The 26,373-nt window shown below is 68.8% G+C and carries 16 protein-coding genes; 10 read left to right on the plus strand and 6 right to left on the minus strand.

Going from position 1 to position 26,373, the window contains the following annotated elements:
- Positions 1-8: 8 nt before the first annotated feature.
- Positions 9-2,699, minus strand: coding sequence for an alpha-1,6-glucosidase domain-containing protein (locus tag JOY88_RS12030; RefSeq protein WP_293502684.1), 2,691 nt, complete (start codon positions 2,697-2,699; stop codon positions 9-11).
- A gap of 153 nt (positions 2,700-2,852) precedes the next feature.
- On the opposite strand from JOY88_RS12030, the gene JOY88_RS12035 reads away from it, so the two are divergent.
- From JOY88_RS12035 to JOY88_RS12050, 4 genes are all read left to right on the plus strand, one after another.
- Positions 2,853-4,448 (plus strand): alpha-amylase family glycosyl hydrolase, encoded by a 1,596-nt coding sequence (locus tag JOY88_RS12035; RefSeq protein ID WP_293502685.1) that lies wholly within the window; start codon positions 2,853-2,855, stop codon positions 4,446-4,448.
- Positions 4,445-6,286, plus strand: a complete 1,842-nt coding sequence (locus JOY88_RS12040) for a glycoside hydrolase family 13 protein (protein WP_293502686.1) — start codon at positions 4,445-4,447, stop codon at positions 6,284-6,286. The genes JOY88_RS12035 and JOY88_RS12040 overlap by 4 nt, the downstream gene beginning before the upstream one ends.
- A 110-nt stretch (positions 6,287-6,396) precedes the next feature.
- Entirely contained in the window at positions 6,397-7,302 is a 906-nt protein-coding gene (locus JOY88_RS12045) for a bifunctional GNAT family N-acetyltransferase/nucleoside diphosphate kinase regulator (RefSeq protein ID WP_293502688.1), read from the plus strand.
- A 260-nt stretch (positions 7,303-7,562) separates the two neighbouring features.
- A complete protein-coding gene (locus JOY88_RS12050) occupies positions 7,563-7,868 on the plus strand; it encodes a hypothetical protein (protein ID WP_293502689.1) in 306 nt (101 codons plus the stop codon).
- Between the two features lie 399 nt (positions 7,869-8,267).
- Here JOY88_RS12050 and malQ read toward each other — a convergent pair whose 3' ends face one another.
- From malQ to JOY88_RS12070, 4 genes are read right to left on the minus strand one after another with little or no spacing between them, the layout of a single operon-like run.
- Complete coding sequence (malQ, locus tag JOY88_RS12055) at positions 8,268-9,779, minus strand: 4-alpha-glucanotransferase (protein WP_293502691.1); 1,512 nt, start codon at positions 9,777-9,779, stop codon at positions 8,268-8,270.
- On the minus strand, positions 9,776-11,848 hold the full coding sequence (gene glgX, locus JOY88_RS12060) for a glycogen debranching protein GlgX (protein ID WP_293502693.1): 2,073 nt from the start codon (positions 11,846-11,848) through the stop codon (positions 9,776-9,778). The genes malQ and glgX overlap by 4 nt, the downstream gene beginning before the upstream one ends.
- Before the next feature lie 11 nt (positions 11,849-11,859).
- Entirely contained in the window at positions 11,860-14,052 is a 2,193-nt protein-coding gene (gene glgB / locus JOY88_RS12065; protein WP_293502695.1) for a 1,4-alpha-glucan branching protein GlgB, read from the minus strand.
- The gene (locus JOY88_RS12070) at positions 14,052-16,574 is read right to left on the minus strand and encodes a glycogen/starch/alpha-glucan phosphorylase (RefSeq protein ID WP_293502697.1); all 2,523 of its coding nucleotides are present in this window, start codon (positions 16,572-16,574) and stop codon (positions 14,052-14,054) included. Before JOY88_RS12070 ends, glgB begins: the two co-directional genes overlap by 1 nt.
- Positions 16,575-16,864: 290 nt before the next feature.
- Between JOY88_RS12070 and JOY88_RS12075 the strand changes: the two genes are divergently transcribed.
- The 6 genes from JOY88_RS12075 to JOY88_RS12100 all read left to right on the plus strand — a co-directional run bounded on the left by JOY88_RS12075 (position 16,865) and on the right by JOY88_RS12100 (position 25,063).
- On the plus strand, positions 16,865-17,986 hold the full coding sequence (locus tag JOY88_RS12075; RefSeq protein WP_293502699.1) for an ABC transporter ATP-binding protein: 1,122 nt from the start codon (positions 16,865-16,867) through the stop codon (positions 17,984-17,986).
- A complete protein-coding gene (gene malE / locus JOY88_RS12080; protein WP_293502700.1) occupies positions 17,983-19,158 on the plus strand; it encodes a maltose/maltodextrin ABC transporter substrate-binding protein MalE in 1,176 nt (391 codons plus the stop codon). Before JOY88_RS12075 ends, malE begins: the two co-directional genes overlap by 4 nt.
- Positions 19,155-20,795: a maltose ABC transporter permease MalF gene (gene malF, locus JOY88_RS12085; RefSeq protein ID WP_293502702.1), complete on the plus strand. Its 1,641-nt coding sequence runs from the start codon at positions 19,155-19,157 to the stop codon at positions 20,793-20,795. Before malE ends, malF begins: the two co-directional genes overlap by 4 nt.
- Positions 20,795-21,685 carry a maltose ABC transporter permease MalG gene (gene malG / locus JOY88_RS12090; RefSeq protein WP_293502704.1) on the plus strand — a complete coding sequence of 297 codons (891 nt, stop codon included), beginning with the start codon at positions 20,795-20,797 and terminating at the stop codon, positions 21,683-21,685. Before malF ends, malG begins: the two co-directional genes overlap by 1 nt.
- 7 nt (positions 21,686-21,692) lie before the next feature.
- Positions 21,693-24,086 (plus strand): alpha-amylase family glycosyl hydrolase, encoded by a 2,394-nt coding sequence (locus JOY88_RS12095; RefSeq protein ID WP_293502706.1) that lies wholly within the window; start codon positions 21,693-21,695, stop codon positions 24,084-24,086.
- A gap of 83 nt (positions 24,087-24,169) precedes the next feature.
- Positions 24,170-25,063 carry a transporter substrate-binding domain-containing protein gene (locus JOY88_RS12100; RefSeq protein WP_293502708.1) on the plus strand — a complete coding sequence of 298 codons (894 nt, stop codon included), beginning with the start codon at positions 24,170-24,172 and terminating at the stop codon, positions 25,061-25,063.
- Between the two features lie 7 nt (positions 25,064-25,070).
- Here JOY88_RS12100 and JOY88_RS12105 read toward each other — a convergent pair whose 3' ends face one another.
- Positions 25,071-26,372, minus strand: coding sequence for an alpha-amylase family glycosyl hydrolase (locus JOY88_RS12105; RefSeq protein WP_293502710.1), 1,302 nt, complete (start codon positions 26,370-26,372; stop codon positions 25,071-25,073).
- Between the last annotated feature and the right edge of the window lies 1 nt (position 26,373).

Here is a 26,373-nt window from a genome sequence, read left to right on the forward strand (position 1 = left end):
GGGGGTGCTCAGTCCAGCACGAAAACCGCCGCGCTGCGGGCCGGCACCTCGAATCGGCCGGCCCGGAAGCGCGCCCCGTCGCGCACACGCGCATCGGCGCCGTGGCGCTGCACGGGGTGCAGCACCCAGCGCGCCGCGGCCTCGGCCGGCAGCGCCAGCGCCTGCGCGGTCGGCGCGACATTGATGAGGGTCAGCACCGCCCGGTACCCACCCAAGCCTCGGCCGTCGATGCGCGTGGCGACCAGCACCGGGTTCTGGCCGGCGCCGCTGCCGGGGAAGCTGACGCGCTTACCGATCTCCGCCGCGCTCTGCAGGCGCAGCAGCGGCGTGCCGGCGCGTATCTTCAGCAGGTCGCGGAAGACGTCCCGCGCCCAGACGATTTCGGCCGGTCCGGGGGCTATGGCGGGGTTGGCCAGGCGCTCGCGGGCCAGCGCCCAGTCGTGGCCGTCCTTGCCGTAGTTGTCCTGCCGGGGCGGCAGGCCGCTGCCGAAGTGGTTGCTCCGGTAGCTCCAGTCCAGCCGGTTGAACCAGTCGCCGCTGTCGTAGCTGTTGCGGTCCAGGCTCTTGCTGCGCAGGATGTCCTGGCCGGCATGGAAGTACGCGACACCCTGGCTGAAGGCGACCAGGGCGGCGCCCAGCACCTGCACGCGTGCGCGGTCCTCGCGCGAGGTGGACAGCGGCAGCTTGAGCGCGTTGACGTCGAAAAGCGTCTGGTTGTCGTGGTTCTCGACGTAGTTGACGACCTCGCCCGGCTCCGACGCGAAGCCGGCGGGCTGGTCGCCATAGGGAATGGCGTCCATGCGCCGGGTCTCGCCGCGCCAAGTCGTCAGCTCGAAGCCGCGCAGCGAGCCGGCCAGGCCGACGCGGATCATGTCGGCCGCCGCGAGCAGTTCCTCGGGCCCGGCCGCGGCCAGCGCGTTGGGCGCGTAGACCAGCCCGTTGAGCCAGCCCTGGCGGCGCACACTGTCATCGCCGCCCTCGCCCGCCGAGCCGCCGCGGGCCGCGTCGCGCGCGCGGTCGCTGAAGCTGGCAATGCCGCTGCCGTTCAGGCTCAGCTGCGATGCCTGCACGAAGCGCGCGCCATGGGCCACCTCGCCGAAGTTCCAGCCCTCGCCCAGCAGTTGCACCGGCCGGCCGGCCTCGGCGTCAACCCGCCGCTGCAGCCTCTGCATAGCCTCGCGCGGCTGGTGGCCCATCAGGTCGAAGCGCATGGAGTCGATGTGGTACTCGCGCACCCACAGCGCCGCCGAGTCGATCATCAGCTTGGCCATCATGCGGTGCTCGGTGGCAGTGTTGTCGCAGCAGGTGGAGCGCTCGATCTCGCCGCGGGCGTCGAGGCGGTGGTAGTAGCCCGGCACGAGGCGGTCCAGCACCGACTTGCGGGCCTGGCCGGCGGCGGCCATGTGGTTGTAGACCATGTCCATGCCCACGCGCAGGCCTGCCCGGTGCAGGGCCATGACCATCTGGCGGAACTCGACGACGCGCCTGAGCGGGTCGGTCGCATAGCTGCCCTCGGGTGCGTTGAAGTGCCAGGGGTCGTAGCCCCAGTTGAAGCAGTCTTCGGCGGCCAGGGCCATGACGGCGGCCTGCTGGGCCTCGCTGTCGGCAGGCGCGTCGGGCACCTTGGGCGTCCTGCATCCGCGCTCGGGCACGCTGGCGATGTCGAAGACGGGCAGCAGGTGCACGTCGGTCAGGCCCGCCTTCGCGAGTGCCTTCAGGTGCCGCATGCCCTGGGATGCGGCTTCGGTGAAGGCCAGGTACTTGCCGCGCCAGGCCGGGCGCACGCTGGCGTCGGCGATGGAGAAGTCGCGCACGTGCAGCTCGTAGATGATCTGGTCGGTCGCGGCCTTCACGCGGCCGGGCCGCGGCGCCTGGTCCCAGCCGCGGGGCTTGAGCGCGGGCGAAGCCAGGTCGGCGACGACGCTGAGCCGCGAATCGGCCGTCAGCGCGACGGAGTAGGGATCGGTGACGAGATTGAGCACGCGGCCATGGGTGGGCGTGACGACGTCGACCAGATAGCGGTAGGCCTGGCCGCCAAGGTCGCCCTCGAGTTCGGCGCGCCAGACACCCGTGGCGGGGTCCAGGCGCATCGCCTCGGCGGCGACGGCCGGCGCTTCGGGATCGGCATGGCGGCACACCATGACTCGCCGGGCCGTCGGCGCCCAGACGGCGAAGCGGGTCTGGGCCCGCGCCCGATGGGCGCCCAGGTCGTCGACCTGCTCGGCCGCGGCGTAGAGATCGTCCAGCGCGCCAGCGATCTGGATGCCCGTCGCGGCGATGACACGGCCGTCCTCCGCCTCGTGTACCAGCAGCAACTGCTCGCGCAGCAGCTCTGCGACCGGCACGCCGGCCGGCACCGCGAAGCGCGGTCCGGCGCCGATGAAGCGCAGGCGCTCCGGCGGCGCGGCCGCGCTCGGCTGCAAGGCCACTGCACCGTCGGCCCCCACCACCCCCTCGCCCACCGTGGCGCGCAGGCCTGCCGCATGCGCGTGATGCAGGCGCACCTGCTCGCCGGGCTGCAGCACCAGCCCCGGCCATTGCAGCCGGTGACCGTCCAACCAGTAGGCCTCGGCGACGGGTCGCACGGCGGCGGCCGGCGTGGGCACTTCGGCATTGCAGTCGTCGAGATCGGCCGCGCGCGCCGCGCCGGCGACCAGTGCCAGGCCCAGCAGCACCGGCAGCAGGTGACGAAGTGGCATGCATGTCTCCTTGTTATTGCCTCAATAGTAGCAAAACTACATCAATGGAAACCATGGTGTAGAACATGCTCGGCATGGCGCTATTCTTCGACGACATTTGTTTGGTAGTTTGATTACACAGACGACTTCGACAGCCGTTTTGCCGCCACCGCCATGCACAAGATGCTTTTGCCCGCCCTCGCGCTTGCCGCCGCCGGTCTCGCGCAGGCCCAGATCGACACCCGCGCGGTCCCCGCCCAGCCGCAGGCGAGCACGCTGCCAGCGAACTGGCAGCACGGCGTCTTCATGGAGGTCTTCGTGCGCGGCTACCAGGACAGTGACGGCGATGGCATCGGCGACCTGCGCGGCCTGACCCGGCGCCTGGACTATCTGCAGAAGCTGGGCATCAGCGGCCTGTGGCTGATGCCCATCACCGCCAGCTCGGACCACGATCATGGCTACGCAACGACGGACTACCGCGGCATCGAGCCGCAGTACGGCACGCTGGCCGACTTCGACGCGCTGATCCGCGAGGCCCACAAGCGCGGCATAGGCATCGTCATGGACTACGTCATCAATCACGCGTCCTGGCAGTTCCCGCCGTTCCAGCAGGCCGTGGCGGACCGCGCAAGCCCCTGGCGCAGCTGGTTCGTCTGGAACCCAGACCCTGGCCCGGGCTGGGACATCTGGGGCAAGTTTCCCTGGTACGACGCAGCGTGGCAGCCGTGGACGTGGACCGGCGAGTGGAAGGACCTGCCGCCCATCAAGCCCGGCTCGCCGGACATCTTCTTCGGCACCTTCGGGCCCCACATGCCCGACTTCAACCTGCGCAACCCGGAGGTGGTCCGCTATCACGAGGACTCGCTGCGCTTCTGGCTGAACCGCGGCCTGGACGGCTACCGGCTGGACGCCGTGCCCCACCTGATCGAGAACAGCGCCAAGGACTGGAACGACCAGCCCGAGAGCCGCGCGCTGACCAGGCAATTCCAGGACCTCATCAAGAGCTACCCCGGCCGCTACGTCGTCTGCGAGGCCACGGCCGAGCCCATCGCCTACGGCAATCCAGAGCTGTGTGGCGGCGCCTTCGCGTTCAACCAGAACTACGAGCTGATGAAGGCGGCAAAGGGCGATGCAACGGCCGTGCAGAAGGTGGCCGACTACTACCGGAGCATGTCGCCCACGATGGCGACCTTCCTGCACAACCACGACATCTTCACCGGCCAGCGCGTCTGGGACCAGTTGCACGGCGACGAGGCCCGCTACCGGCTGGCGGCGGCGAGCTATCTGCTGCTGCCGGGCACGCCCTTCGTCTACTACGGCGAGGAGATAGGCCAGGCCGGCATAGACGGCAGGCACGACGAGCCGCTGCGCGCGCCCATGAGCTGGACACCCTCCGGCGGGTTCACCACCGCGGCCCAGCCCTTCCGCCCGCTGTCGCTGAACCGCAGCCGTCACAACGCCGAGAGCCAGCAGCGTGACCCGGACTCGCTGTTCAACTTCTACCGAAAGCTGATCGCGTTGCGCCGCGCGTCGCCGGCGCTGACGCTGGGCCGCTACGAGGCCGACCAGGTCGACGGCCAGCTGTGGCACTTCCAGCGCGTTCACGGCGGCGAGCGCGTCCTCGTCGCCATCAACTACGGCGACACGCCGGCCGCCCTCGAGTTGCCGGCCGGCGCGCGGATGCTGCATCCCAAGCCCGGCGCCGCCGCGCCGGGCCGCACGACGCTGCCGCCGCTGTCCGTGCGCATCTACCGGCTGGCCGCGCGATGAAGCCCCTGATCACCCTTGCCACCGCCCTGCTGATGACCCTGCCCACGCTGGCCGCCGAGACCAGCCCTGCCCCCCACCGCGTCGAACCGCCCAACTGGTGGATCGGCATGCGCGACAGCTCGCTGCAGCTGATGATCCACGGCGCCGGCATCGCCGATGCCAAGCCCGTGCTGGCGCCCTACCCCGGCGTCACGCTGAAGGCCAGCCACCGCGCGACCAGCCCCAACTACCTGTTCGTGGACCTCGACGTCACGCCCGGCGCCAGGCCGGGGGAGCTGACGCTGAGCGTGGGCAGCCAGACGCTGCGCTACCCGCTGCTGGCTCGCGACCCGGGCTCGGCCGGGCGCCAGGGCTTCGGCCCCGGGGACGCGATCTACCTGGTCGTGCCGGACCGTTTCGCCAAGGGCGCCGACCTGGGCCGGGCCGGCATGAAGGAAGGCGTCGACCGCGGCAACCCCAACGGCCGCCATGGCGGCGACCTGGCCGGCCTGCGCCGCCGCCTGGACTACATCGCCGGTCTGGGGTTCACGCAGGTCTGGCCCACGCCGCTGATCGCGAACGACAGTGACCAGTACAGCTACCACGGCTATGCGGCAACGGACTTCTACAAGATAGACCCGCGCTTCGGCACGAACGACGACTTCGGCGCCTTCGTGGCCGAGGCTCGGGCCAGGGGCCTGGGCGTCATCCAGGATGTGGTGTTGAACCACATCGGCATCAACCATGGGTGGATGGCCGACCTGCCCGCGCCGGACTGGGTCAACCAATGGCCGCAGGGCTATATGGAGACGCACCACGCGCGCATGACGCTGCAAGACCCCTACGCTGCGCCCAGCGACCGCTTGCGCTTCACCGACGGCTGGTTCGTGCCCGGCATGCCCGACCTGAACCAGCGCCGGCCGGAGCTGGCGACCTATCTGACGCAGATGACGTTGTGGTGGATAGAGCGATACGGCCTGTCGGGCCTGCGCACCGACACCTACTCCTACTCCGACCGCGACTTCCTGAGCCGCTGGTCGGCCCGCGTGATGCAGGAGTACCCGCGGCTCAACATCGTCGGCGAGGAATGGAGCGCGCACCCGGCCGTCGTTGCCTATTGGCAGCGAGGCAAACGCAACCACGACGGCTATGTGTCGTCGACGCCCAGCATGATGGACTTCCCGATGAATTCGAGCCTGCTGGCCGCGTTGACCGAGGGCGACGGTGCCTTCACCGGGCTGACCCGGCTCCACGAAGGCCTGGCGCACGACTTCGTCTACCCCGACCCGGCCAACCTCGTGCTGTTCGACGGCAATCACGACACGCCGCGGCTGTTCTCGCTGCTCAGGCGCGACGTGGGCCTGGCGAAGATCGCACTGGCCTACATCGCCACCACGCGCCGCATCCCCCAGCTGTTCTATGGCAGCGAGATCCTGATGGAGAGCCCCGTCGAGCGCGACGACGGCAAGGTTCGCAGCGACATGCCGGGCGGCTGGCCCGGCGACCAGGTCAACGCCTTCACCGGCGCCGGCCTGACGGCCGAACAGCGCGACATGCAGGACTGGGTGCGTCGCCTCTTCAGCTGGCGCAAGGGCGAACGCCTCATCCACGACGGCGCGCTGATGCAGTACGCCCCGGTGGACGGCGTCTATGTGTTCTTCCGCTACGACGCGAACCGCACGGTCATGGTGGTGTTGAACAAGACGGACAGGCCGGTGGCCGTGCCCATCGCCCGGTTCCCGGAGCGCGTGGCCGCCGGTGCGCGGGCGCGCGACGTGCTCAGCGGCGAGCTGCAGACCTTGGGCGAACGCCTGATCGCACCGGCGCGCAGGCCGTTGATCCTGGACATCGAGCGCTGAAGCACCCTTGCCGTCGGGGCACACCGCCTAGAATGCAGGCGTCCCGAAAGAACCGTCGTCGCCATCATGGCCATGAAAGGCTTTCATTCTTGCAACCCGATGTGGTGAAGATGAACAAGCCTTTCATATCTCTGTGCCCCGAGATCACCCGCGACCACGCATTCACGCTGATGGGCTGGCTGGAGGACGAGAACGTCACCCGCTACCTGAGCGATTCACGCCACGTCTCGCGGTTCATCGAACAGCTCGTGGGCAGGGTCCAGCTGCCCATCCTGACGCATCTGTTCAACCAGGGCGGCCGGTTCTTCATGGCCTGCGACCAGCATGACGTGCCCGTGGGTTTTGTCCGCCTCATCAAGACAGGCCCCGACTGGGAGATGGTCCTCGTCATCGGCGACCGCGCCAACTGGGGCCGACATCTCGGCACCAGCACCATCCGCGAGGCCATGAAGCTGGCCTTCTTCGACATGCGGGCAGAGAAGCTCATCGCCAAGATCCACGCGGACAACACGCGTTCGCTGAAGGCCTTCCAACGCTGCGGCTTCCAGTTCGCCGGCGAAACTCCGACGCTGAAGACATTTGCCGCCACGCGCGAGCACTGCCTGCCGCTGCTGCGCGAGGATCCGGCGACGGATCCGGCCACCATCTACATCACTGAAATCGACAGGATCCGGCTGCGAAGCCTCATCGCGCGCGAGCCAAGCCATGCCGATCTGGCGCACGAGGTCGAGCGGGCCATCGTCGTCGCCCCGCAGCAGGTGGCACGCGATGTGGTCACGATGAATTCCAGGGCCAGGCTGCGGCTGGACGACGAGGACATGGAAGTGACCCTGGTCTACCCGCAGGATGCCGACGACAGCACCGGCAAGCTGTCGGTCTGCTCCCCCATAGGCACCGCGATCCTGGGTTACCGGGAAGGCGACGTCATCGACTGGCGTGTGCCCGACAGGACTTGCCGGGTCCGGATCGGGAAACTGCTCTACCAGCCGGAAGCCGAGGGCCACTTCCACCTGTAGAGGGTGCTGCACTGGCACGATGCCCCCCAGCCGACCAGTGAGTGAGCGACACAGGCCGCCCTGAGGCCGAAATGGAGCGCAGGAGCGCCCCACCCAACCAACGCGGTGCCGTTCGACGGCAACCACGGCAGCTCCGAGCGCCTCGCTGCGCAAGCCCAACGTTGATGAACCTTCCAACAACGGCTTCGCCATTGACTTCGCGAATGAGCCGGCTCGGGTCTTGGGGGAGCGCCCGGAACAACGGCACGGAACCCAACTTCTTGACCACGACACCAGGCTTGCTGAGCTTGGGCACCGCGCGGGCCAAAGCAGCTCGGCAAGTCGTGACGTTGCGCCTGAACTCAACCACCCTGGGCCGTGCCGCGCTCACACTGAAAGCGCCAAATGTGACCGTCGACGTGGCGGACCCCGCCTCGACGGTGTTCACGACGAACTTGCCGGTGTCAGCTTCTCACTTGAAGGAAGCAACGGACTTCTTGGCGGACATCAAGCCTCGACTGCAGCGCGGTTGGATATTGAGCGTCTATTGCGCCCCATTGTCGATCCCGGCGGCGTGGTCCGGCTGAGGGATCTCGATCGCCTTGGAGAGGGCCTTACTTGCCGGCGTAGAACGCACCTTGGTGCCCGTCAACGGGCCAGGCTGCTGGCTAGGCGACGGCGCGGCCTGGCGCAGCAGCACAGGTGTTACACGTCTTGATCGCTGGCGCCCACGTGAAGTCAGAGAAAACCGACATCACCCCAACCACGAAGCCTTGCATCCGCGCGGCTTGCAGCACTCAGCATCCCGGAACCCTCACGAACAAGAAGAACTTCCCCCGCCCTCGCCACGAAGCAGCGACTCAACCCAATGACGTGAAGCCATGATTATTTTGTGCGTGGCCATCGCCCTGGCAAGAACCTGCCGGCCTGCGTGGCGTGAGGACGTACGGCTGCGCCGCCCGATCCACTGCAGGCGCGCAGGCAAATCAGCCCGGCAGTTTCAGCAGCCCGAACGGCCCCCGCCCCGCCGCCGCCGTGATCAGCCCCAGCACGCGCGTGGGCTCGCTGCCCAGCCAGTCCCAGCGGAAGCGCCAGCCCCAGTTGCCGCCCAGCACGCCGGGAATGTTCATGCGGTGGGCGCTGCCCAGGCCCAGCACATCCTGCAGCGGGTAGACGGCCATGTTGGCCACCGAGTTGGCGCAGGCGCGGATCATGGCCCAGTGCACGTCGTGCTCGCCGCAGGCGAGGTAGGAGCCCGCGAATGCGCGCTCGCGGGGCCTGGCCTGGTCCCACCAGCCACGCACGGTGTCGTTGTCATGCGTGCCGGTGTAGGCCACGGACGCGCGAGGCCAGGTATGCGGCAGGAACTCGTGGTCAGCCTCGGCGCCGAACGCGAACTGCAGGATCTTCATGCCGGGGAAGCCACAGCCGTCGCGCAGCGCGTGCACGTCGTCGGTGATGAAGCCCAGATCCTCGGCGACGATGGGCAGCGGCCCCAGCGCAGCCTTGATGGCGTCGAACAGCGCCATGCCGGGACCCGTGACCCAGCGGCCGCGCGTGGCGTCGGGGCTGTCGCCGGGGATCTCATAGTAGCCGGCGAAGCCGCGGAAGTGGTCGATGCGGAACACGTCTGCCTGGCTCAGTGCGCGGCGGATTCGGGCCGTCCACCAGGCGTAGCCCTCCTCGGCCATCCTGTCCCAGCGGTACAGCGGATTGCCCCAGCGCTGGCCCAGCGGGCCGAGGTCGTCCGGCGGCACGCCGGCCACCACGGTGGTCTGGAAGCTTTCGTCGAGGGCGTAGAGATCGGGGCGCGACCAGCAGTCGGCGCTGTCGTGGGCGACGAAAATGGGCAGGTCGCCCATCAGGTGTACGCCGCGCGCGTTGGCGTAGGCCTTCAGCGCGCCGGCCTGCTGGTCGAACTGCCATTGCACGAACTGCCAGAACGCGATCTCGTCGGCGTACTGCTTGCGGGCCTTGGCCAGGGCCTTGGGCTCTCGCGTTTTCAGGCCGTCGGCCCAGGTCCACCATGGCTGGCCGTTCAGCGGCGAGCGTATGGCCATGAAGAGCACGTAGTCGTCCAGCCAGCTCTGCTGCGCCTCGCACCAGGCGGCAAAGGCGTCACGGTCCACCGCACTGCCGCCCGCGAAGAAGCCGGTGGCGGCAGCGCGCAGTTGCTGCTCGCGCCAGGGCGTGACGCGGCCGTAGTCGACCTGCTCGCCGTTGAACGGCGGCACCTCGGGCTGCGCCAGCCATCCCTTGGCGACCAGCGGCTCCAGCGCCACCATCCAGGGGCTGCCGGCAAAGGCCGACACACCCTGGTAGGGGCTGTCGCCGGGGCCAATGGGCGTGGTGGGCAGCAGCTGCCAGATGGACTGTCCGGCGGCCTGCAGCCAGTCGACGAAGCGGTAGGCGTCGGGCCCGAAGTCGCCCATGCCATGCGGGCCGGGCAAAGAGGTGATGTGCAGCAGCACACCGGACGAGCGTTGGTTCAGGTTCATACGTGGCGCAAGACGATGAGTGAGCGGGCCGGCACGTTCAGTGGCTGGCCGGGAAGGACGAGGGGCGCGGCCGATTCGCCGCTGCTGTCGAGCACCAGCCGCCAGGGACCGTTGCAGAGCAGGAAGGGCAAGGCCTCGGGCTCGGGGTTGAAGACGATCATCAGCCGCGGCGCGTCGGCGCCGGCCTCGCGCAGCTGGGCGCCGAAGGCGCGCTGGCCGGCGTCGTGCCAGTCATGCGGCGCCATCTCGCGGCCGCTGGGCCCGTACCAGGCGATGCCGGCATCGCCCGGTGCGTTGGCGAACCAGCGCGGGTGGCGCAGCAGCGGCTCGGCGGCGCGCAAGGCCAACGCCTGGGCTACCAGTTCGGTCATGCGGTCGTCGGCCTCGGGCCAGTTCAGCCAGGCCGTCTCGTTGTCCTGGCAATAGGCATTGTTGTTGCCGCGCTGGCTGTTGGCGATCTCGTCGCCGGCGCACAGCATGGGTGTACCCTGGGCCAGCAGCAGCGTCGCCAGCAGCGCGCGGCGCACGCGCTCGCGGGTGGCGTTGATGGCGGCGTCTGCCGTCGGGCCCTCGGCGCCGAAGTTGGCACACAGCTCGCCGTCGCGGCCGTCGCGGTTGTCCTCGCCGTTGGCCTGGTTGTGCTTGGTCGAATAGCTCGTCAGGTCGGCCAGCGTGAAGCCGTCGTGCACGGCGACGAAGTTGACCGACGCGGCGGGCCTGCGCTGGCCATGGTGAAAGACGTCGCTGGACGCCATGAAGCGCCGCGCCAGCTCACCGCGGCCGACGCCCGCACCGAGCCAGTAGCCGCGCACCGCATCACGGAACTTGTCGTTCCATTCCAGGAAGCGGCCGGGAAAGCGGCCCAGCTGGTAGCCGTCGTGGCCGGCATCCCAGGGCTCGGCGATCAGGTGCACGCCGGCCAGCACGGGATCCTGCCGCAGCGCCGTGAAGAAGGCGGCCCCCGGGTCATAGCCCTGGCTGGTGCGGCCCAGCACAGGCGCGAGGTCGAAGCGGAAGCCGTCCACGCCCAGCTCGGCGACCCAGTAGCGCAGCGAGTCGAGCACGAACTGCGTCACGCGCGGATGGGCGCAGTTCAACGTGTTGCCGCAGCCGGTCAGGTTCTCGCTGCGGCTGCGGTCCTCGGACACCAGCCGGTACCAGGTCGCGTTGTCCAGGCCACGGAAGGACAGCGTGGGGCCGAACTCGTTGCCCTCCGGCGTGTGGTTGTAGACGACGTCCAGCACCACCTCCAGGCCGGCTTCGTGCAGCCCATCCACCATGTGGCGGAACTCGGCCGTCACGGCGGTCGGGTCGTCGCGGTGGGTGGCCTGCGCCCATCGCGGATCCGGGCAGAAGAAGCCCAGCGTGTTGTAGCCCCAGTAGTTTTGCAGTCCGCGCTCGGCGAGATGGGGCTCGGCGATGCAGTACTGGATGGGCAGCAGCGACAGCGTCGTGACGCCCAGGCGCCGGAAGTGCGCAATGGCCGCGGGATGGGCCAGGCCGGCGTAGCAGCCACGCAAGTCCTCGGGCACGCCGGGCAGCAGCCTGCTGAAGCCCTTGACGTGAACCTCGTAGAGCACGATGTCGCTGGCCGCGCGGCGCGGCGGGTGGGCGCGGGCGGGTGCCACGGGCATTGGCGCCACGCGCGCCTTCAGCGCCTGCACCGCGTTGTCGCGCATGTCCAGTGAACGCGGACCGTCGGGATGGCCCAGCTCGTAGCCATGGTGCTCGGCGCGCCAGTCGAAGTGGCCGACGATCTCGCGGGCGTACGGGTCCAGCAGCAGCTTGTGTGGATTGAAGCGCTGGCCCTGCTCCGGCGCATAAGGGCCATGGGCGCGCAGGCCGTAGACCAGGCCGGGGCCCGCGCCGGGCAGGAAGCCGTGGAAGACGCCATCAGAGGGGCCGCACAGCGCGTAGCGGCGCAGCTCGCGCTGGCCTTCGGCATCGAAGATGCACAGCTCGATGCGCGTCGCGTGCTCGCTGGCGACGGCGAAGTTGACGCCGCCATCACGGGCAAGCGCGCCCAGCGGCTCGTGCCAGCCGGGATGCAGGTCAGGCAGGTGCGCCATTCGAGCCGGGACTAGATCGGGACAAAGAACAGCGTGGCCAGCGGCGGCAGGTTGATCGTGATGGACAGGCGCCGGCCATGCGCCGGCTGGGCCTGCACCGGCAGGCCCGCGGCCGCGACGCCGTTGCCCATGTTGCTGCCGCCGTAGTAGGCCGAGTCGGTGTTCAGCGCCTCGCGCCAGGCCGTGACGCCGTCCGGCACGCCCAGCGAATAGCCCTCGCGTGGCACGGGCGTCATGTTGCAGACCACCAGCACCATGCGGCCCGTGCCGTCGCGGCGCACCCAGGCGTAGATGGAATGCTCGGCGTCGTGCGAGCTGATCCACTCGAAGCCGCCGCTCTCGCAGTCCAGCCGGTGCAGCGCCGCATGCTCGCGGTAGAGCTTGTTGAGGTCGCGCACCAGGCGCTGCACGCCGGCATGGCGATCGTCCTCCAACAGGCCCCAGGGCAGCGCCTCGGCATGGTTCCATTCGTTGCGCTGCGCGAACTCCTGGCCCATGAAGAGCAGCTTCTTGCCCGGATGGCCCCACATGAAGCCGTAGTAAGCGCGCAGGTTGGCAAACTTTTGCCAGTCGTCGCCCGGCATCTTGCCGAGCATGGAGCCCTTGCCGTGCACCACCTCGTCGTGCGAGATGGGCAGCATGAAGTTCTCGCTGAACGCATAGATCAGGCCGAAGGTCATCTTGTCGTGATGCCAGCGGCGGTTGATCGGGTCCTCGGCCATGTAGCGCAAGGTGTCGTTCATCCAGCCCATGTTCCACTTGTAGTGAAAGCCCAGGCCGCCGGCATAGGTGGGCGCCGAGACGCCGGGGAAGCTGGTGCTCTCCTCGGCCACCGTGACGGCGCCCGCGATCTCGCCCACATGCTCGTTCATCTCACGCAGCATGGCGATGGCCTCAAGGTTCTCGCGGCCGCCGCGGAGGTTGGGGATCCAGTGCCCTTCGGGCCGCGAGTAGTCGCGGTAGAGCATGCTGGCCACTGCGTCCACGCGCAGGCCGTCCACGCCCCAGCGCTCTATCCAGTACAGCGCGCTGCCGATCAGGAACTCGCGCACCTCGGTGCGGCCGAAGTTGTAGATCAGCGTGTTCCAGTCGCGATGCAAGCCCTCCTTGGGGTCAGCGTACTCGTACAGCCGCGTGCCGTCGAACTCGGCCAGGCCATGGGCATCCATGGGGAAATGCGCCGGCACCCAGTCCAGCAGCAGGCCCAGGCCCCGCTCGTGGCAGGCCTTGACGAAGCGCGCGAAACCCTCGGGCGGGCCGAAACGGGCGCTGGGCGCGTACATGCCCAGCGTCTGGTAGCCCCAGGAGGCGTCGAAGGGATGCTCGGTGACGGGCATCAGCTGCACATGCGTGAACCCCATGTCGGCCGCGTAGGCGGGCAACTGCTCGGCGAGTTCGTCCCAGGTTGGAAACCCCTCGTTGGCGCCTGCCACGCCGCGGCGCCAGGAGGCGGCGTGCACCTCGTAGACGCTGATGGCCACGTGGCGCTGGTTGGCGCGCTCACGCTGGCGCGGCAGCGGCGTGGGCTCGGGCAGGGGTGCGACGATGCTGGCCGTCTCGGGCCGCAGCTGGGCGCGGCGGGCGTAGGGGTCGGCCTTCAGCGGCAGCAGCGCGCCGTTGCCATTGACGATCTCGAACTTGTAGAGATCGCCCTCGCCCGCATGCGGCACGAAGATCTCCCACACGCCGGCCGCATGCCGCAGCCGCATGGCGTGGCGGCGACCGTCCCAGTTGTTGAAGCTGCCGACCACGCTGACGCGCCGTGCATTGGGCGCCCAGGCCGCGAAGCGCACGCCGCTGACCTCGCCATGCTGGACCAGGTGCGCGCCCAGGCTCAGCCAGGGGCGGAAGTTGCGCCCCTCGGCGAAGGCCGTCAGGTCCTCGTCGGCCAGCTGCGGGTAGAAGGCATAGGGGTCGGCATACACCGCCTCGTCACCCTCCCCGCCCTGCCAGCGCACCGCCAGCCGGTAGTCGAAACGGTGCTTGCGGCGCGGCACCTGGGCTTCGAAGAAGCCGGGACGGCGCTGCGCCATCTCGACAAGGCGCTTGCCGCTGTCGGCGTCGAGCAGCGCCACGTCCGTCGCGCCGGGCAGCAGCGCGCGCGCCCACAGCCTCCCCGCCTCGTCCGCGTGCAGCCCCAGCCGGGAGAAGGGATCGGCGTGGCGGCCCGCCAGCAGGGCGTCGAGGTCGGCTTCGTTGAGCATCAGCGGTTCAGACTCTTCACGGACCAGACATGCTCCACGTACTCGGCGATCGTGCGATCGGACGAGAACGGGCCCATGCCGGCGATGTTGCGCAGCGCGCGCTCGGCCCAGGCGGCGCGGTCGGCAAACAGCGCATCGACCTTGGCCTGGGTGGCGGCGTAGTCGGCGAAATCGGCCATCAGCAGGTAGACGTCCCGGTGCAGCAGGCTGTCAACCAGCGCGCGGTAGCGCTCGGTGTCGCCGTTACTGAAGACGCCCGCCGCGATGGCATCGATGACGCGCTTGAGCTGGCGATTCTCTTCGACATACAGGCGCGGGTCGTAGCCCAGCTGCTTGATCTTGGCCACCGCGTCGGCGCGCAGGCCGAACACGAACATGTTCTCCACGCCCATGGCCTGGGCCATCTCGATGTTGGCGCCGTCCCAGGTGCCTATGGTCAAGGCGCCGTTCATGCCGAACTTCATGTTGCCGGTGCCCGAGGCCTCGGTGCCGGCCGTCGAGATCTGCTCCGACAGGTCGGCCGCCGGGATGACGTTCTCCGCCAGCGAGACCCCGTAGTTGGGCAGGAAGACGAGCTTGAGCTTGTCGCCCACGCGCGAGTCGCTGTTGACGACGCGGGCCACATCATGGGCCAGGCGCACGATGCTCTTTGCCATCTGGTAGGCCGAAGCGGCCTTGCCGGCAATGATGACGGTGCGCGGCACCCAGTTCGCGTCGGGGTCGTCGCGTATGGCCTGGTAGCGGCTGATGACGTAAAGCAGGTTGAGCAACTGGCGCTTGTACTCGTGGATGCGCTTGATCTGCACGTCGAACAGGCTGTCGACGTTGACCGCCAGGCCCAGCTCGCGGCGGATCACGGCGGCCAGGCGCTGCTTGTTGGCACGCTTGACGGCCAGGAATTCCTCGCCCAGCTCGCGGTTGGCAGCCAGCGACCCGAGCTCGGCCAGTTCGGCGAGGTCGCGTCTCCAGCCGTCGCCGATACGCCCGTCCAGCAGCGCGGACAGCAGCGCGTTGGCCTGCTGCAGCCAGCGGCGCGGCGTGACGCCGTTGGTGACGTTGTGGAAGCGCTCGGGCCAGAGGCGGGCGTAGTCGGCGAAGATGGTCTGCACCATCAGCGCAGAGTGCAGCGCGGCCACACCGTTGACACGGTGCGAGGCCACCAGCGCCAGCGCCGCCATGCGCACGCGCCGCTCGCCGCCATGGCGGCCCTCGTCGATGAGCGAGACGCGCGCGGCCAGCGCGTCGTCACCGGGGAAGCGCGCCCGCACCTCGTCCAGGAAGCGTTGGTTGATCTCGTAGACGATCTCGAGATGGCGCGGGAGCAGTTGCTCGAACATGCGCACCGGCCAGGTCTCCAGCGCTTCGGGCATCAGCGTGTGGTTGGTGTAGGCCACCGCCTGGCGGGTGATCTTCCAGGCCTCGTCCCAGCCCAGGCCATGCTCGTCCAGCAGCAGGCGCATCAGCTCGGCGGGCGCAAGAGCCGGATGGGTGTCGTTGAGGTGGATGGCGTTGGCGCGGCCCAGGTTGTGCAGCGAGCCGAACTCGCGCAGATGGCGCGCGATGAGGTCTTGCAGCGATGCACTGACGAGGAAGGCCTCCTGCTTGAGGCGCAGCTCGCGGCCGGCCTCCGTGGAATCGTCCGGGTAGAGCACCCAGTTCAGCGCGTCGGCCTGCAGCTGGTGGCGCGCCGCGCGGGCATGGTCACCTTCGCTGAAGGGCTTGAACTCGATGGGCGCGGCCATGGCCTGCCACTGGCGCAGCGTGGACACCCGCGCGCTGTGGTGGGCCGGCACGATGAAGTCGAAGGCCTGGGCCTCGATGCTGTCGGCCGGCATCCAGCGCCGCACCCCCGAGGCGTCGGCCTCGACACGACCGCCGAAGCCGACGGGATAGCGCAGGTCGTGGCGCGGCAGCTCCCAGGCGGGCGAGTCGCGCATCCAGTCGTCGGGCTGCTCCAGCTGGTGCCCCTGCTGGATGGCCTGCGAGAACATGCCGTAGCGGTAGCGCAGGCCGTAGCCGAAGGCCGGCAGCTCCAGCTCGGCGAAGCTGTCCAGGAAGCAGGCCGCCAGCCTGCCGAGGCCGCCGTTGCCCAGGGCGGCGTCGGGCTCGCGCTCCAGCACGTCGCCCAGCGCCAGGCCCTGCTCGGCCAGCCTGGCCTCCAGCGGCTCGACCAGCCGCAACGCACTCAGGGCATTGGACAGCGCGCGCCCCATCAGGAACTCCATCGACAGGTAGTGCACGCGGCGCACCGGCGCCTTGTCTCCGCGCCGGGCGTCTTCGGCCTGCGTGGCGGCCCAGCGGCGGGCCAGCGTCTCGCGGCAGGCCTGTGCCGCGGCATGCAGGGCGGCCTGGGGTGTGGCGCCATGGCTGCTCTGCGCCAGCTCGCGCTCGTAGGCCGCCTCGAAGGCGGTGCGCAAGGCCTGGTCTTCGGGCGACAGGGCGGGCGGCTTCTTCATCGCGGTGGCAGCCTTGGGCCTGCGCTGCACGGGCGGCGCGGAGCCGAGGCGGGTTGGGGTGTTCATCAGTGCCGACCCCCAGCGACGGGGGCAAGAATGCTACCCGAGCGGCAGCGCTGGCCCAAGTATCGGGCAGCTCCGCCCTGTTGTGTAGTTTGACTACATCGGGAAAACCCGGCAAGTTTTGCAACTCATTGATTTAAAACGGTTTCACAAGAATTTACGCGTTCAATCTCTGTTGTTATAGGTCGAGATGAAATGTATATTGTCTACAAACATGGGCGGATAGAAGAAAGTTCGGACCGCTCGAAGAGACAGGCCGGCCGCACAACGACCGGCGACAGAAAGGTTAGGAAGTGGCAGACGTTCGACTGACCGGCGTGGAGAAGGCCTATGGCAACACCCGCATCCTGCATGGCATCGACCTGGAGGTCCGCGACGGCGAGTTCATGGTCTTCGTCGGCCCGTCCGGCTGCGGCAAGTCCACGCTGCTGCGCTCTATCGCCGGCCTGGAGGAGATCACCGGCGGCGAGCTGACCATAGGCGGGCGAGTCGTCAACGACGTGCCGCCCGCCGAGCGCGGCATCGCGATGGTGTTCCAGTCCTACGCGCTCTATCCCCACATGAACCTGTACGACAACATGGCGTTCGGGCTCAAGCTGGCCAAGGTGTCCAAGGCCGAGATCGAGACTGCCGTGCGCAACGCGGCACGCATCCTGCACATCGAGCACCTGCTGGACCGCAAGCCCAAGGACCTGTCCGGTGGCCAGCGCCAGCGCGTCGCCATCGGCCGCGCCATCGTACGCAAGCCCGAGGTCTTCTTGTTCGACGAGCCGCTGTCCAACCTCGACGCGGCGCTGCGCGTGCGCATGCGCTACGAGTTCGCCAAGCTGCACGAGGACCTGAAGACCACGATGATCTACGTGACACACGACCAGGTGGAGGCCATGTCGCTGGCCGACCGCATCGTCGTGCTGTCGGCCGGCAAGGTGGAGCAGGTCGGCTCGCCGCTGGAGCTGTACGAGCATCCCTGCAACCTGTTCGTGGCCGGGTTCATCGGCAGCCCCAAGATGAACTTTCTCCAGGGCGAGCTGGTCGCCATCGGCGCGGGCCATGTCGACGTGAAGCTCAAGGGCGGCAACGTCGTGCTGCGCGCCTTCGTGGACGCTGGCGCCGCGCAGCTCGGCGCCCCGGTGACCGTGGGCGTGCGCCCCGAGCACATCCGCACCGAGGGTCAGGGCAACCGGCTCCAGAGCGTGGTGGCCTTCGTGGAATCGCTGGGCGGCGTCACCTTCGCCTACTGCCCCTACCCCGGTCTCGAGGAACCGCTGACCTGCCAGTTCGAAGGCCGCAATGGCGTTGACCGCCTGCGCAGCGGCCAGGCGCTGGACCTGCACCTGCCGGCCGAGGCGCTCTATCTGTTCGACGCCGACGGCCGCGCCATGCGCCGCCTGGCCGCGCCGGAGCTGTCGGCATGAAGTTGGGCGCACTGTGGGCCGCAGCCATGCTGGCCGCGGCGCCGGCGCTCGCCGAAACGCCGCGCTTGCTGGTCTGGATCAATGGCGACAAGGCCTACAACGGCCTGCAGCAGGTCGGCAATGCGTTCGAGAAGGTCTCGGGCGTCAAGGTCGTCGTCGAGCATCCGGTGGACCCGACGGACAAGTTCCAGCAGGCGGCCGGCGCCGGCAAGGGGCCCGACATCTTCTGCTGGCCGCATGACCGCGTCGGCGAATGGGCCAAGGCCGGTCTGCTGACGCCGCTGCGCCCGTCGGCCCGGCTGAAGGCTGAGGTCGAGGATCAGGCCTGGGCCGCGATGAGCTATCGCGGGCGCATCTGGGGCTATCCACTGGCCATCGAGACGACCGGCCTCATCTACAACAAGGCGCTGGTGAGGCGGCCGCCCGAGAACTGGGACGAGGTCGTGGCGCTGGACAAGCAGCTGCAGGCGCAGGGCAAGCGTGCCATCCTCTGGCATTACAACAAGAGCTTCTTCACCTGGCCGCTGCTGGCCGGCGCTGGCGGCACCATCTTCGGCCGCGACGCGCAGGGCGACTTCGACGCACGCCAGGTGCACGTCAACGCGCCTGGGGCGCTGCGCGCCGCGCAGGTGCTGGAGGGCCTGATCCGCAACGGCCAGATGCCCAAGGGCGCCAACTACGCCGAGATGGAGTCCGCCTTCGCCCGAGGCGAGGTGGCCATGATGATCTCCGGCCCCTGGGCCTGGGACAACGCGCGCAAGGCCAAGGTTGACTTCGGCGTCGCCCCCATTCCCGCCGTCATCCCCGGCCAGCCAAGCAAGAGCTTCGTCGGCGTGCTGGGCTGCATGATCGCGGCGCCATCGAAGAACAAGGACCTCGCCAAGGAGTTCATTGAGAACCACCTGATGCGGCCCGAGGCACTGAAGGTGCTGGACGCCGATGTCTCGCTGGGCGTGCCGGCCAACAAGGCCTTCTACGCCGAGCTGTCGGTCAACCCGCTGATCGAGGCGAGCATGACCAACGCCCGCAACGGCGCCCCCATCCCCAACATCCCCGAGGTGGGCCGCTTCTGGACCGCGATGGACGCGGCGCTGGAGGCCATCACCAACGGGCTGCAATCCCCCAAGGACGCGCTGGATGGCGCCGCCGCACGGATGCTGCTGAACAAATGAACGCCCTGTCCTCCGCCCTGGGCCGGGGCAGCTACACGACGCTGCCGCCCTCGCTGACCGAGAAGCTGGCGACCTGGCTGCGCTGGCCCGCCACCGCCGCCGCGATCCTGGCGACGCTCTACCTCGTCTTCGCCATCTACACCACCGGCCAGGCCGCCTGGGCCGCGGGCGTGCTGGTGCTGTTCACGGCCGGCTTCTACGTCTACCTCAGTCGCGCTGGCATGGCCTGGCGCTACCTCTTCCCCGGCGTGGCCGGCATGCTGGTGTTTATCGCCTTCCCGCTGGCCTACACGGCGCAGATCGGCTTCACCAACTACTCCAGCGCCCATCTGCTCAGCGAGAGCCGCGTGCGCGACTACCTGCTGGAGCAGCACGACGCCGTGGAGGCGCAGGTGCTGGGCTACGGCTTGCATGCCAGCGGTGCCGGATACCGCCTTGCGCTGCATGCCGAAGGCGAGGCCGCGCCGCGCTGGGTGTCGCCGCCGCTGGCGCTGCGCGCCGGCCGGGAGCTGCGCGTGGACCTCGCTGCCGCGAACGCCGGCAACTCGCCCGCCGATGCTTCCCTGCCCCTGGTCGAGCTGGTGAAGCACCGCGAAGCGCTGGCACGGCTGGTCCTCGTGCTGCCCGACAAGACCGAGCTGCACTACCTGGGCCTGCGCGAGTTCGGCCCCGTCAGGCCGCAGTGGACGGCGAATGCGGACAACAGCCTGACGCGCACGGCCGATGGCGCCGTGTTCAAGCCCAACCGCGACACCGGATTCTTCGAACGCACCCCCAATGCCCCCGAGGGGGGCAAGGCGCTCGGAAGCGGCCCGTCTCGCGTCGAGACGGGCGGCGGCGAGACGCTGCAGCCCGGCTTCAAGGCCTTCATCGGTACGGCCAACTACGCCCGCATGCTTTTCGATGCCGAGTTCCGCGGCCCCTTCCTGTCCATCTTCGCGTGGACGGTGCTGTTCTCGGCCCTGACGGTGCTGTTCGCCACCGCCATCGGCATGCTGTTCGCGGTGATGCTGAACTGGGAGGGCATGCGCTTTCGCACCACCTACCGCACGCTGCTGTTCCTGCCCTATGCAGTGCCGGGCTTCATCTCCATCCTGGTCTTCAAAGGCCTGTTCAACCAGAACTTCGGCGAGATCAACGCCATCCTGGACGCGCTCATCGGCGTCAAGCCCGCCTGGTTCGCCGACCCGCTGCTGGCCAAGACCATGCTGGTCATCGTCAACGTCTGGCTGGGCTACCCCTACATCATGATTCTGTGCTCGGGACTGCTGAAAGCCATCCCCCAGGACTTGTACGAGGCCTCGGCGCTGGCCGGCGCCGGCCCCGCGACCAACTTCTTCAAGATCACGGCGCCGCTCATCATCAAGCCGCTGGCGCCGCTGTTGGTGAGCGCGTTCGCGTTCAACTTCAACAACTTCGTGCTGATCGCGCTGCTGACCGACGGTCGGCCGGACTTCCTGTCCACCAAGCTGCCCGCAGGCCAGACCGACATCCTCGTCAGCTACACCTACCGTATCGCGTTCCGCGACTCGGGATCGGACTTCGGCCTGGCCGCGGCGATCTCGACGCTGATCTTCTTCCTCGTCGCGGCGCTGTCGCTGGTCAACCTGCGGCTGTCTGCAAGGGCTCAAAAATAATGGCAATCGTCCTCGGCAAACAGGCCCGCTGGCGCACGCTCGCCGCACATGCGGTGATGTGGGTCTTCATCGCCATCACGCTGTTCCCGCTGCTGGCCGTCGTGTCCATCTCGCTGCGCCCCGGCAACTTCGCCACCGGCAGCCTGATCCCGGCCGAGATCAGCCTGGAGCATTGGAAGCTGGCCCTGGGCATCCCGTACCAGGCCGCCGACGGCAGCCTGGTGCAGCCGCCCTTCCCGGTGCTGAGCTGGCTGTGGAACTCCGTCAAGATCGCCACCACCTCGGCCCTCCTCATCGTCGCCATCTCGACGACGGCGGCCTACGCGTTCGCACGCCTCAAGTTCCGCTTCAGCAAGCCCGTGCTGAACGGCATGCTGCTGCTGCAGATGTTCCCGCCGGTGCTGGCGCTGGTGGCCATCTACGCCATCTTCGAGACCATAGGCAGCTATGTGCCGGCGCTGGGCATAGAGACGCACGCGGGCCTGGTGCTGGCGTACCTCGGTGGCATCGCCACCCATGTTTGGACCATCAAGGGCTATTTCGAGACGATCCCGGTGGAGATCGAGGAGAACGCCAAGGTCGACGGCGCAACACATTGGCAGGCCTTCTCGCGCGTGCTGCTTCCCATGGCCCTGCCCATCCTGATGGTGGTCTTTGTCCTGGCCTTCATCGGCACCATCATCGAGTACCCGGTAGCCAGCATCCTGCTGCGCGAGGAAGCCCACCTGACGCTGGCCGTGGGCTCCAAGTATTTTCTGCACGACCAGCGTTTCCTGTGGGGCGACTTCGCCGCCGCGGCCGTGCTGTCCGGCCTGCCCATCACGGCGGTCTTCCTGCTTGCCCAGCGCTGGATCGTCTCCGGCCTGACGGCGGGCGGCGTCAAAGCTTGAGGTCCCCATGCTCCGTTCCCTTGCGCTGTGCGCAGCGCTGCTGTCCTTCGCCACCATGAGCCGGGCCGCCGACTGCAGCCGGCCCGCGCTGGGCGACACCACGCTCTACCTACGTGGCGGCCTGAACGGCTGGGTCGCCCAGGACGAGCAGGCCTTCGAGTACCGTTGCGACGCCTACTACCTGAACGTCAACGCCCAGGGGCCGCAGGAGTTCAAGCTGTCCGACGAGGCCTGGACCGCAGAGCTCACCGTCGGCCTGGACGCCCAGGGCCGGCTCGCACGCGGCTCCGGGGTGGCGGGCAACATCAGCCGCAGCTTCGCCGGCGAACACACGCTGCGGCTGAGCTTCGACGCCGCCGGCGCGCCGCGGCTGGACGTCGGCCCCAAGACCTTCAAGCCCACCCTGCCCGATCCCATCACCGACCGCGCCGCGTTGGCGACGCGCTTCGACTCGCGCAGCACGGCCTTCAAGACGCCCTTCGGCGCACAGCCCAAGGGCGGCGAGATCCGGTTCAGCCTCGGCAGCGACGTGCCCGGCCTCAAGCGTGCCACGCTCGTCATCGAGCGGCGCCGCATGACGGGCAACCAGGAACAACTGGCCTATGAGCCCATCGCCCGCGTCGCGATGAAACCCGCCCCGCGCGGCCGAGGCACGACATTCTCGGCCCGCTACCGCTTCGACGAGATCGGCGTCTTCGGCTACTGGTTCGAGATCGAGACGGCCGAGGGCCGCTACGCGCTGCAGAACAACCAGGACACGGTCTACTGGACCCGCGAGAAGGGTTCGATGGGCGCGTCCAGCATCGAGCGCCTGCCCGCCAACCCGAGCCGCGTGCGCCGCTACCGGCAGACAGTCTACGCGCCCGATTTCCAGGTGCCGTCCTGGGCCAGGGACATCGTCTACTACTACATCTTCCCCGAGCGCTTCCGCAACGGCGACAAGAGCAACGACCCGCGCCCGGGCGGTGGTCGGCCGCAGGACCGCTACCAGGACCGCGACGTGGAGCGCCATGCGACCTGGAACGAGAGGCCCTTCAAGCCCGGCAGCGGCGACGGGTCGGACACGCTCCACAACAACGACTTCTTCGGCGGGGACCTCGCCGGCATCATCGAGAAGCTGGACTACATCAAGGCGCTGGGCGCCAACGCCATCTACCTGACGCCGGTGTTCCGCGCGCCCAGCAACCACAAGTACGACGCGGCCGACTACAAGAACATCGACCCCGCCTTCGGCAGCAACGACGACTTCGTGCGCCTGTGTGCCGAGGCGGCCAGGCGCGGCATCCGCGTCATCCCGGACACATCGCTGAACCATGTCGGCGCGGACTCGCCGTACTTCAACCGCTACGGCAACTTTCCCAAGGGCGGTGCTTTCGACAACGGCAAGATCAACCCGGCGTCACCGTACGCGGGCTGGTTCAAGTTCAAGCCCGAGGAAGCCAATCCCGACAAGCAGTACCAGGGCTGGGTGGGCGTGGTCGACCTGCCGGAAATCGACAAGAGCAGCCCCTCCTTCCGCGCCTACGCGTACCGCGACAAGGATTCCGTGACCCAGCTCTGGCTGGGTCGCGGCGCGGCCGGCTGGCGCATGGACGTGGCGCCCTGGGTGCCCGACGACTTCTGGCGCGAATGGCGCCAGGCGGTGAAGGCCAGCAAGCCCGACGCGCTGACAGTGGCCGAGACATGGTTCGATGCGAGCAAGTTCCTGCTCGGCGATATGTTCGACTCGACGATGAACTACATCTTCCGCAACGCGGTGCTTGACTACGCCGCCGGCAAGCCCGCCACGCAGACCTACGCCAACCTCGAACTGGTCCGCGAGGCCTATCCTCCCCAGGCCCTCTTTGCCCTGATGAACCTGCTGTCCACCCATGACCAGGCCCGCGCGCTGCACCATTTCGGTTACCGCGACGACGGCGATGAACAAGCCCTGAACCTTGCCAAGCAGCGCCTGCGCCTGGCCGTCTTCTTCCAGATGACCTACCCCGGCTCACCCACCATCTACTACGGCGACGAGGTGGGCCTGGGCGGCGGCGACGACCCGTACAACCGTGCGCCCTACCCTTGGGCCGACGAGGACGGCCAGCCTGACGAGGCGCTGCTGGCCGACTTCAAGCGCCTGACGCGGCTGCGCCACGAACTGCCCGTGCTGCGCCACGGTCGTCTGGGCGCGCCGCTGCACATCGACGACCACGTCGTGGTACTTGCACGCCGGGACGGCGGCAGCTGGGCCATCACGGCCACCAACAACAGCACCGAGGCCAGGACGGTCAGGCTGAAGCTGCCCTTCCCGGCCGACCGGCTCCGCGACGCCCTGGGCGGCGACCTCGTGGCCGTGAGAAACGGCGGGATAGAACTCACGGTGCCGCCCCTGTTCGGCCGGGTACTGCTGCCGCATTGAATCGTTGCGGGCCGGCCGCGCCCGCTGCGGATTGACGACAGCCATCACCCCGTTTTCCATGCGCTGGCGCATGATGCGGGGTCATGCCATCGCTGCCGCCATCGAACCCGGGGCGCCGCTCCTTGCTGGGCCTGCCGCTGCTGCTCGCCGGCCGCGCCCTGCACGCCCAGGCCGGCGAGTCCGTGCGCCTGCCGCGCCACATCGGCCTGTCCGACCCGCAGCTGAACTATGTGCGTCGCATCGTCGAGCTGGCGCTGGGCCATGCCGGCCGCCGGTTGGGCATACGCCACGTCGAGCTCGACATGACGCAGAGCCGCACCTTGACGGAGCTGGCCACGAGCCGCAGCCCCATCGACCTGATGTGGACCATGACCGACAGCCAGCGCGAGAACAGCGGCCTGCTGCCGGTGCGCATCCCCATCGACCGCGGGCTGCTGGGCTGGCGGCTGCTGCTGGTGCGTCGTAGCGAACTGGCCAGGTGGGAGCGCGTGGGCAGCCTGGGCGAGCTGCGTCAGCGCCTGGCCGGCCAGGGCCACGACTGGCCCGACACCACCATCCTGCGCGCCAACGGCCTGCAGGTGGGCACCAACAGCGTCTACGAGGCGTTGTTCCGCATGCTGGCGGCCGGACGCATCGACTACTTCCCACGCTCCATCCTGGAGATCGACGCCGAGCTGGCCGACGGCCGTCACCCCGAGTTGGCCATCGCGCCCGGGCTGATGCTGCATTACCCGGCTGCGGCCTATCTCTTTGTCACCCCCGGCCGGCCCGAACTGGCGGCGCTGCTGAAGACCGGGCTGGAGGCCGCCGTCGCGGACGGCAGCTTCCAGCGCCTGCATCGCGAGTTCTATGGTGCGCTCGTCAGGGCGCACCCGGTCTCGCCCGCGCGCGTGCTGCACCTGAGCAACCCGCTGCTGCCGCCGCAGACGCCGCTGCACCGCCGTGAGCTGTGGCTGCAGCCCGGCGAAGCCGCTTAGGGCCTGTTCACGCCAGCCACCAGCCCCAGGGCCCGAGCCTGCGCCCCTGCCAGGTCTGCTTGGCCGCCGAGAGGTTCACGGCGACGCGCACGACGTCCGAGCCCTGGCGGCGCTCGAAGGCGACGACATCGGCCGGGGCGTCCAGCAGCCTGACCGGCGCGCCGTACTGGCCCGCCGCTAGCGCCGGGTGCCCATGCTTGAGCGCGGCCAGACCGGCGTAGAAGTCGCTCAGCTCGTAACCCTGCCAGTCGATGGCGTCCTTCTCGAAGAAGGCCAGCCGCTTCGCCAGCCGCGATTCCTGGCCGTTGTAGATCAGCGGCATGCCGGGCAGCGTGAACGCGAGCACCGCGAGAGCCTGGTGGGCGTCACCGTACAGCTCCGCATCGCTGCCATGCCAGGAGTTGAAGTCGTGGTTGCTCGTGAAGCGCATGCGGTAGGCATGCGCGGGGTAGCCCGCCGACTGCCCCGCCAGCCAGGCCTTCAGCAGAGGCGCGCCGGCCTCGCCCCTGCCGACCTTCTTGAACACCTGGTCAGCCAGGTCCCAGCCGTAGGTCATGTCGAAGGCGCCGCTGGTGTGCAGGTCGACGGCATCGGACTCGGCGAGCATGAACAGGGGCTTGACGGCCTCCAGCGCGCGGCGGGCGCGCACCCAGAAATCGGTCGGCACCATGCTGGCCACGTCGCAGCGGAAGCCGTCGAAGCCCGCCTCGCGCACCCAGAAGGCCATCGCATCGATCATCGCTGCACGCAGGCCCTCGCTGCGGTAGTCCAGGGCGACGACGTCTTCCCAATGCTCCTCGCCAGGCTGGCCTTCGTTGAAGGTGACGGCGTAGACCTCGCCCCTGGCATTGAGCTTGTACCGATCCTTGTGGGTCGTGGCCCAGGGATGGTCCCAGGCGGTATGGTTGGCCACCCAGTCGAGGATGACCTTGAAGCCCTGCCCGTGCGCCGCGGCGACGAATGCCTTGGCATCGGCCAGCGTGCCGAACTCGGGATTGACGGCCGTGTAGTCGCGGATCGAGTAGTAGCTGCCAAGCCCGCCCTTGCGGTTGAGCCGGCCTATGGGCTGTATGGGCATCAACCACAGGATGTCCACGCCCAGCGCCTTCAGTCGCGGCAGCTGCGCCTGCACGGCGCGCAGCGTGCCCTCGGCAGAGAACTGGCGCACGTTGACCTGGTAGATGACGGCCTGGCGGGACCAGGGCGGGTGGTGCATGTCGGCGGGGACGCTCATGGCGGGCAGTGCAAGCAGGCCGGCAGCGCCCAGCAAGGTGCGGCGCGGCAGCGCAGGGCCGGTCGGCAGGTTCATG

Source organism: Roseateles sp. (genome assembly GCF_019237615.1).
In the GTDB taxonomy this organism is placed as follows: Bacteria; Pseudomonadota; Gammaproteobacteria; order Burkholderiales; family Burkholderiaceae_C; genus Pelomonas.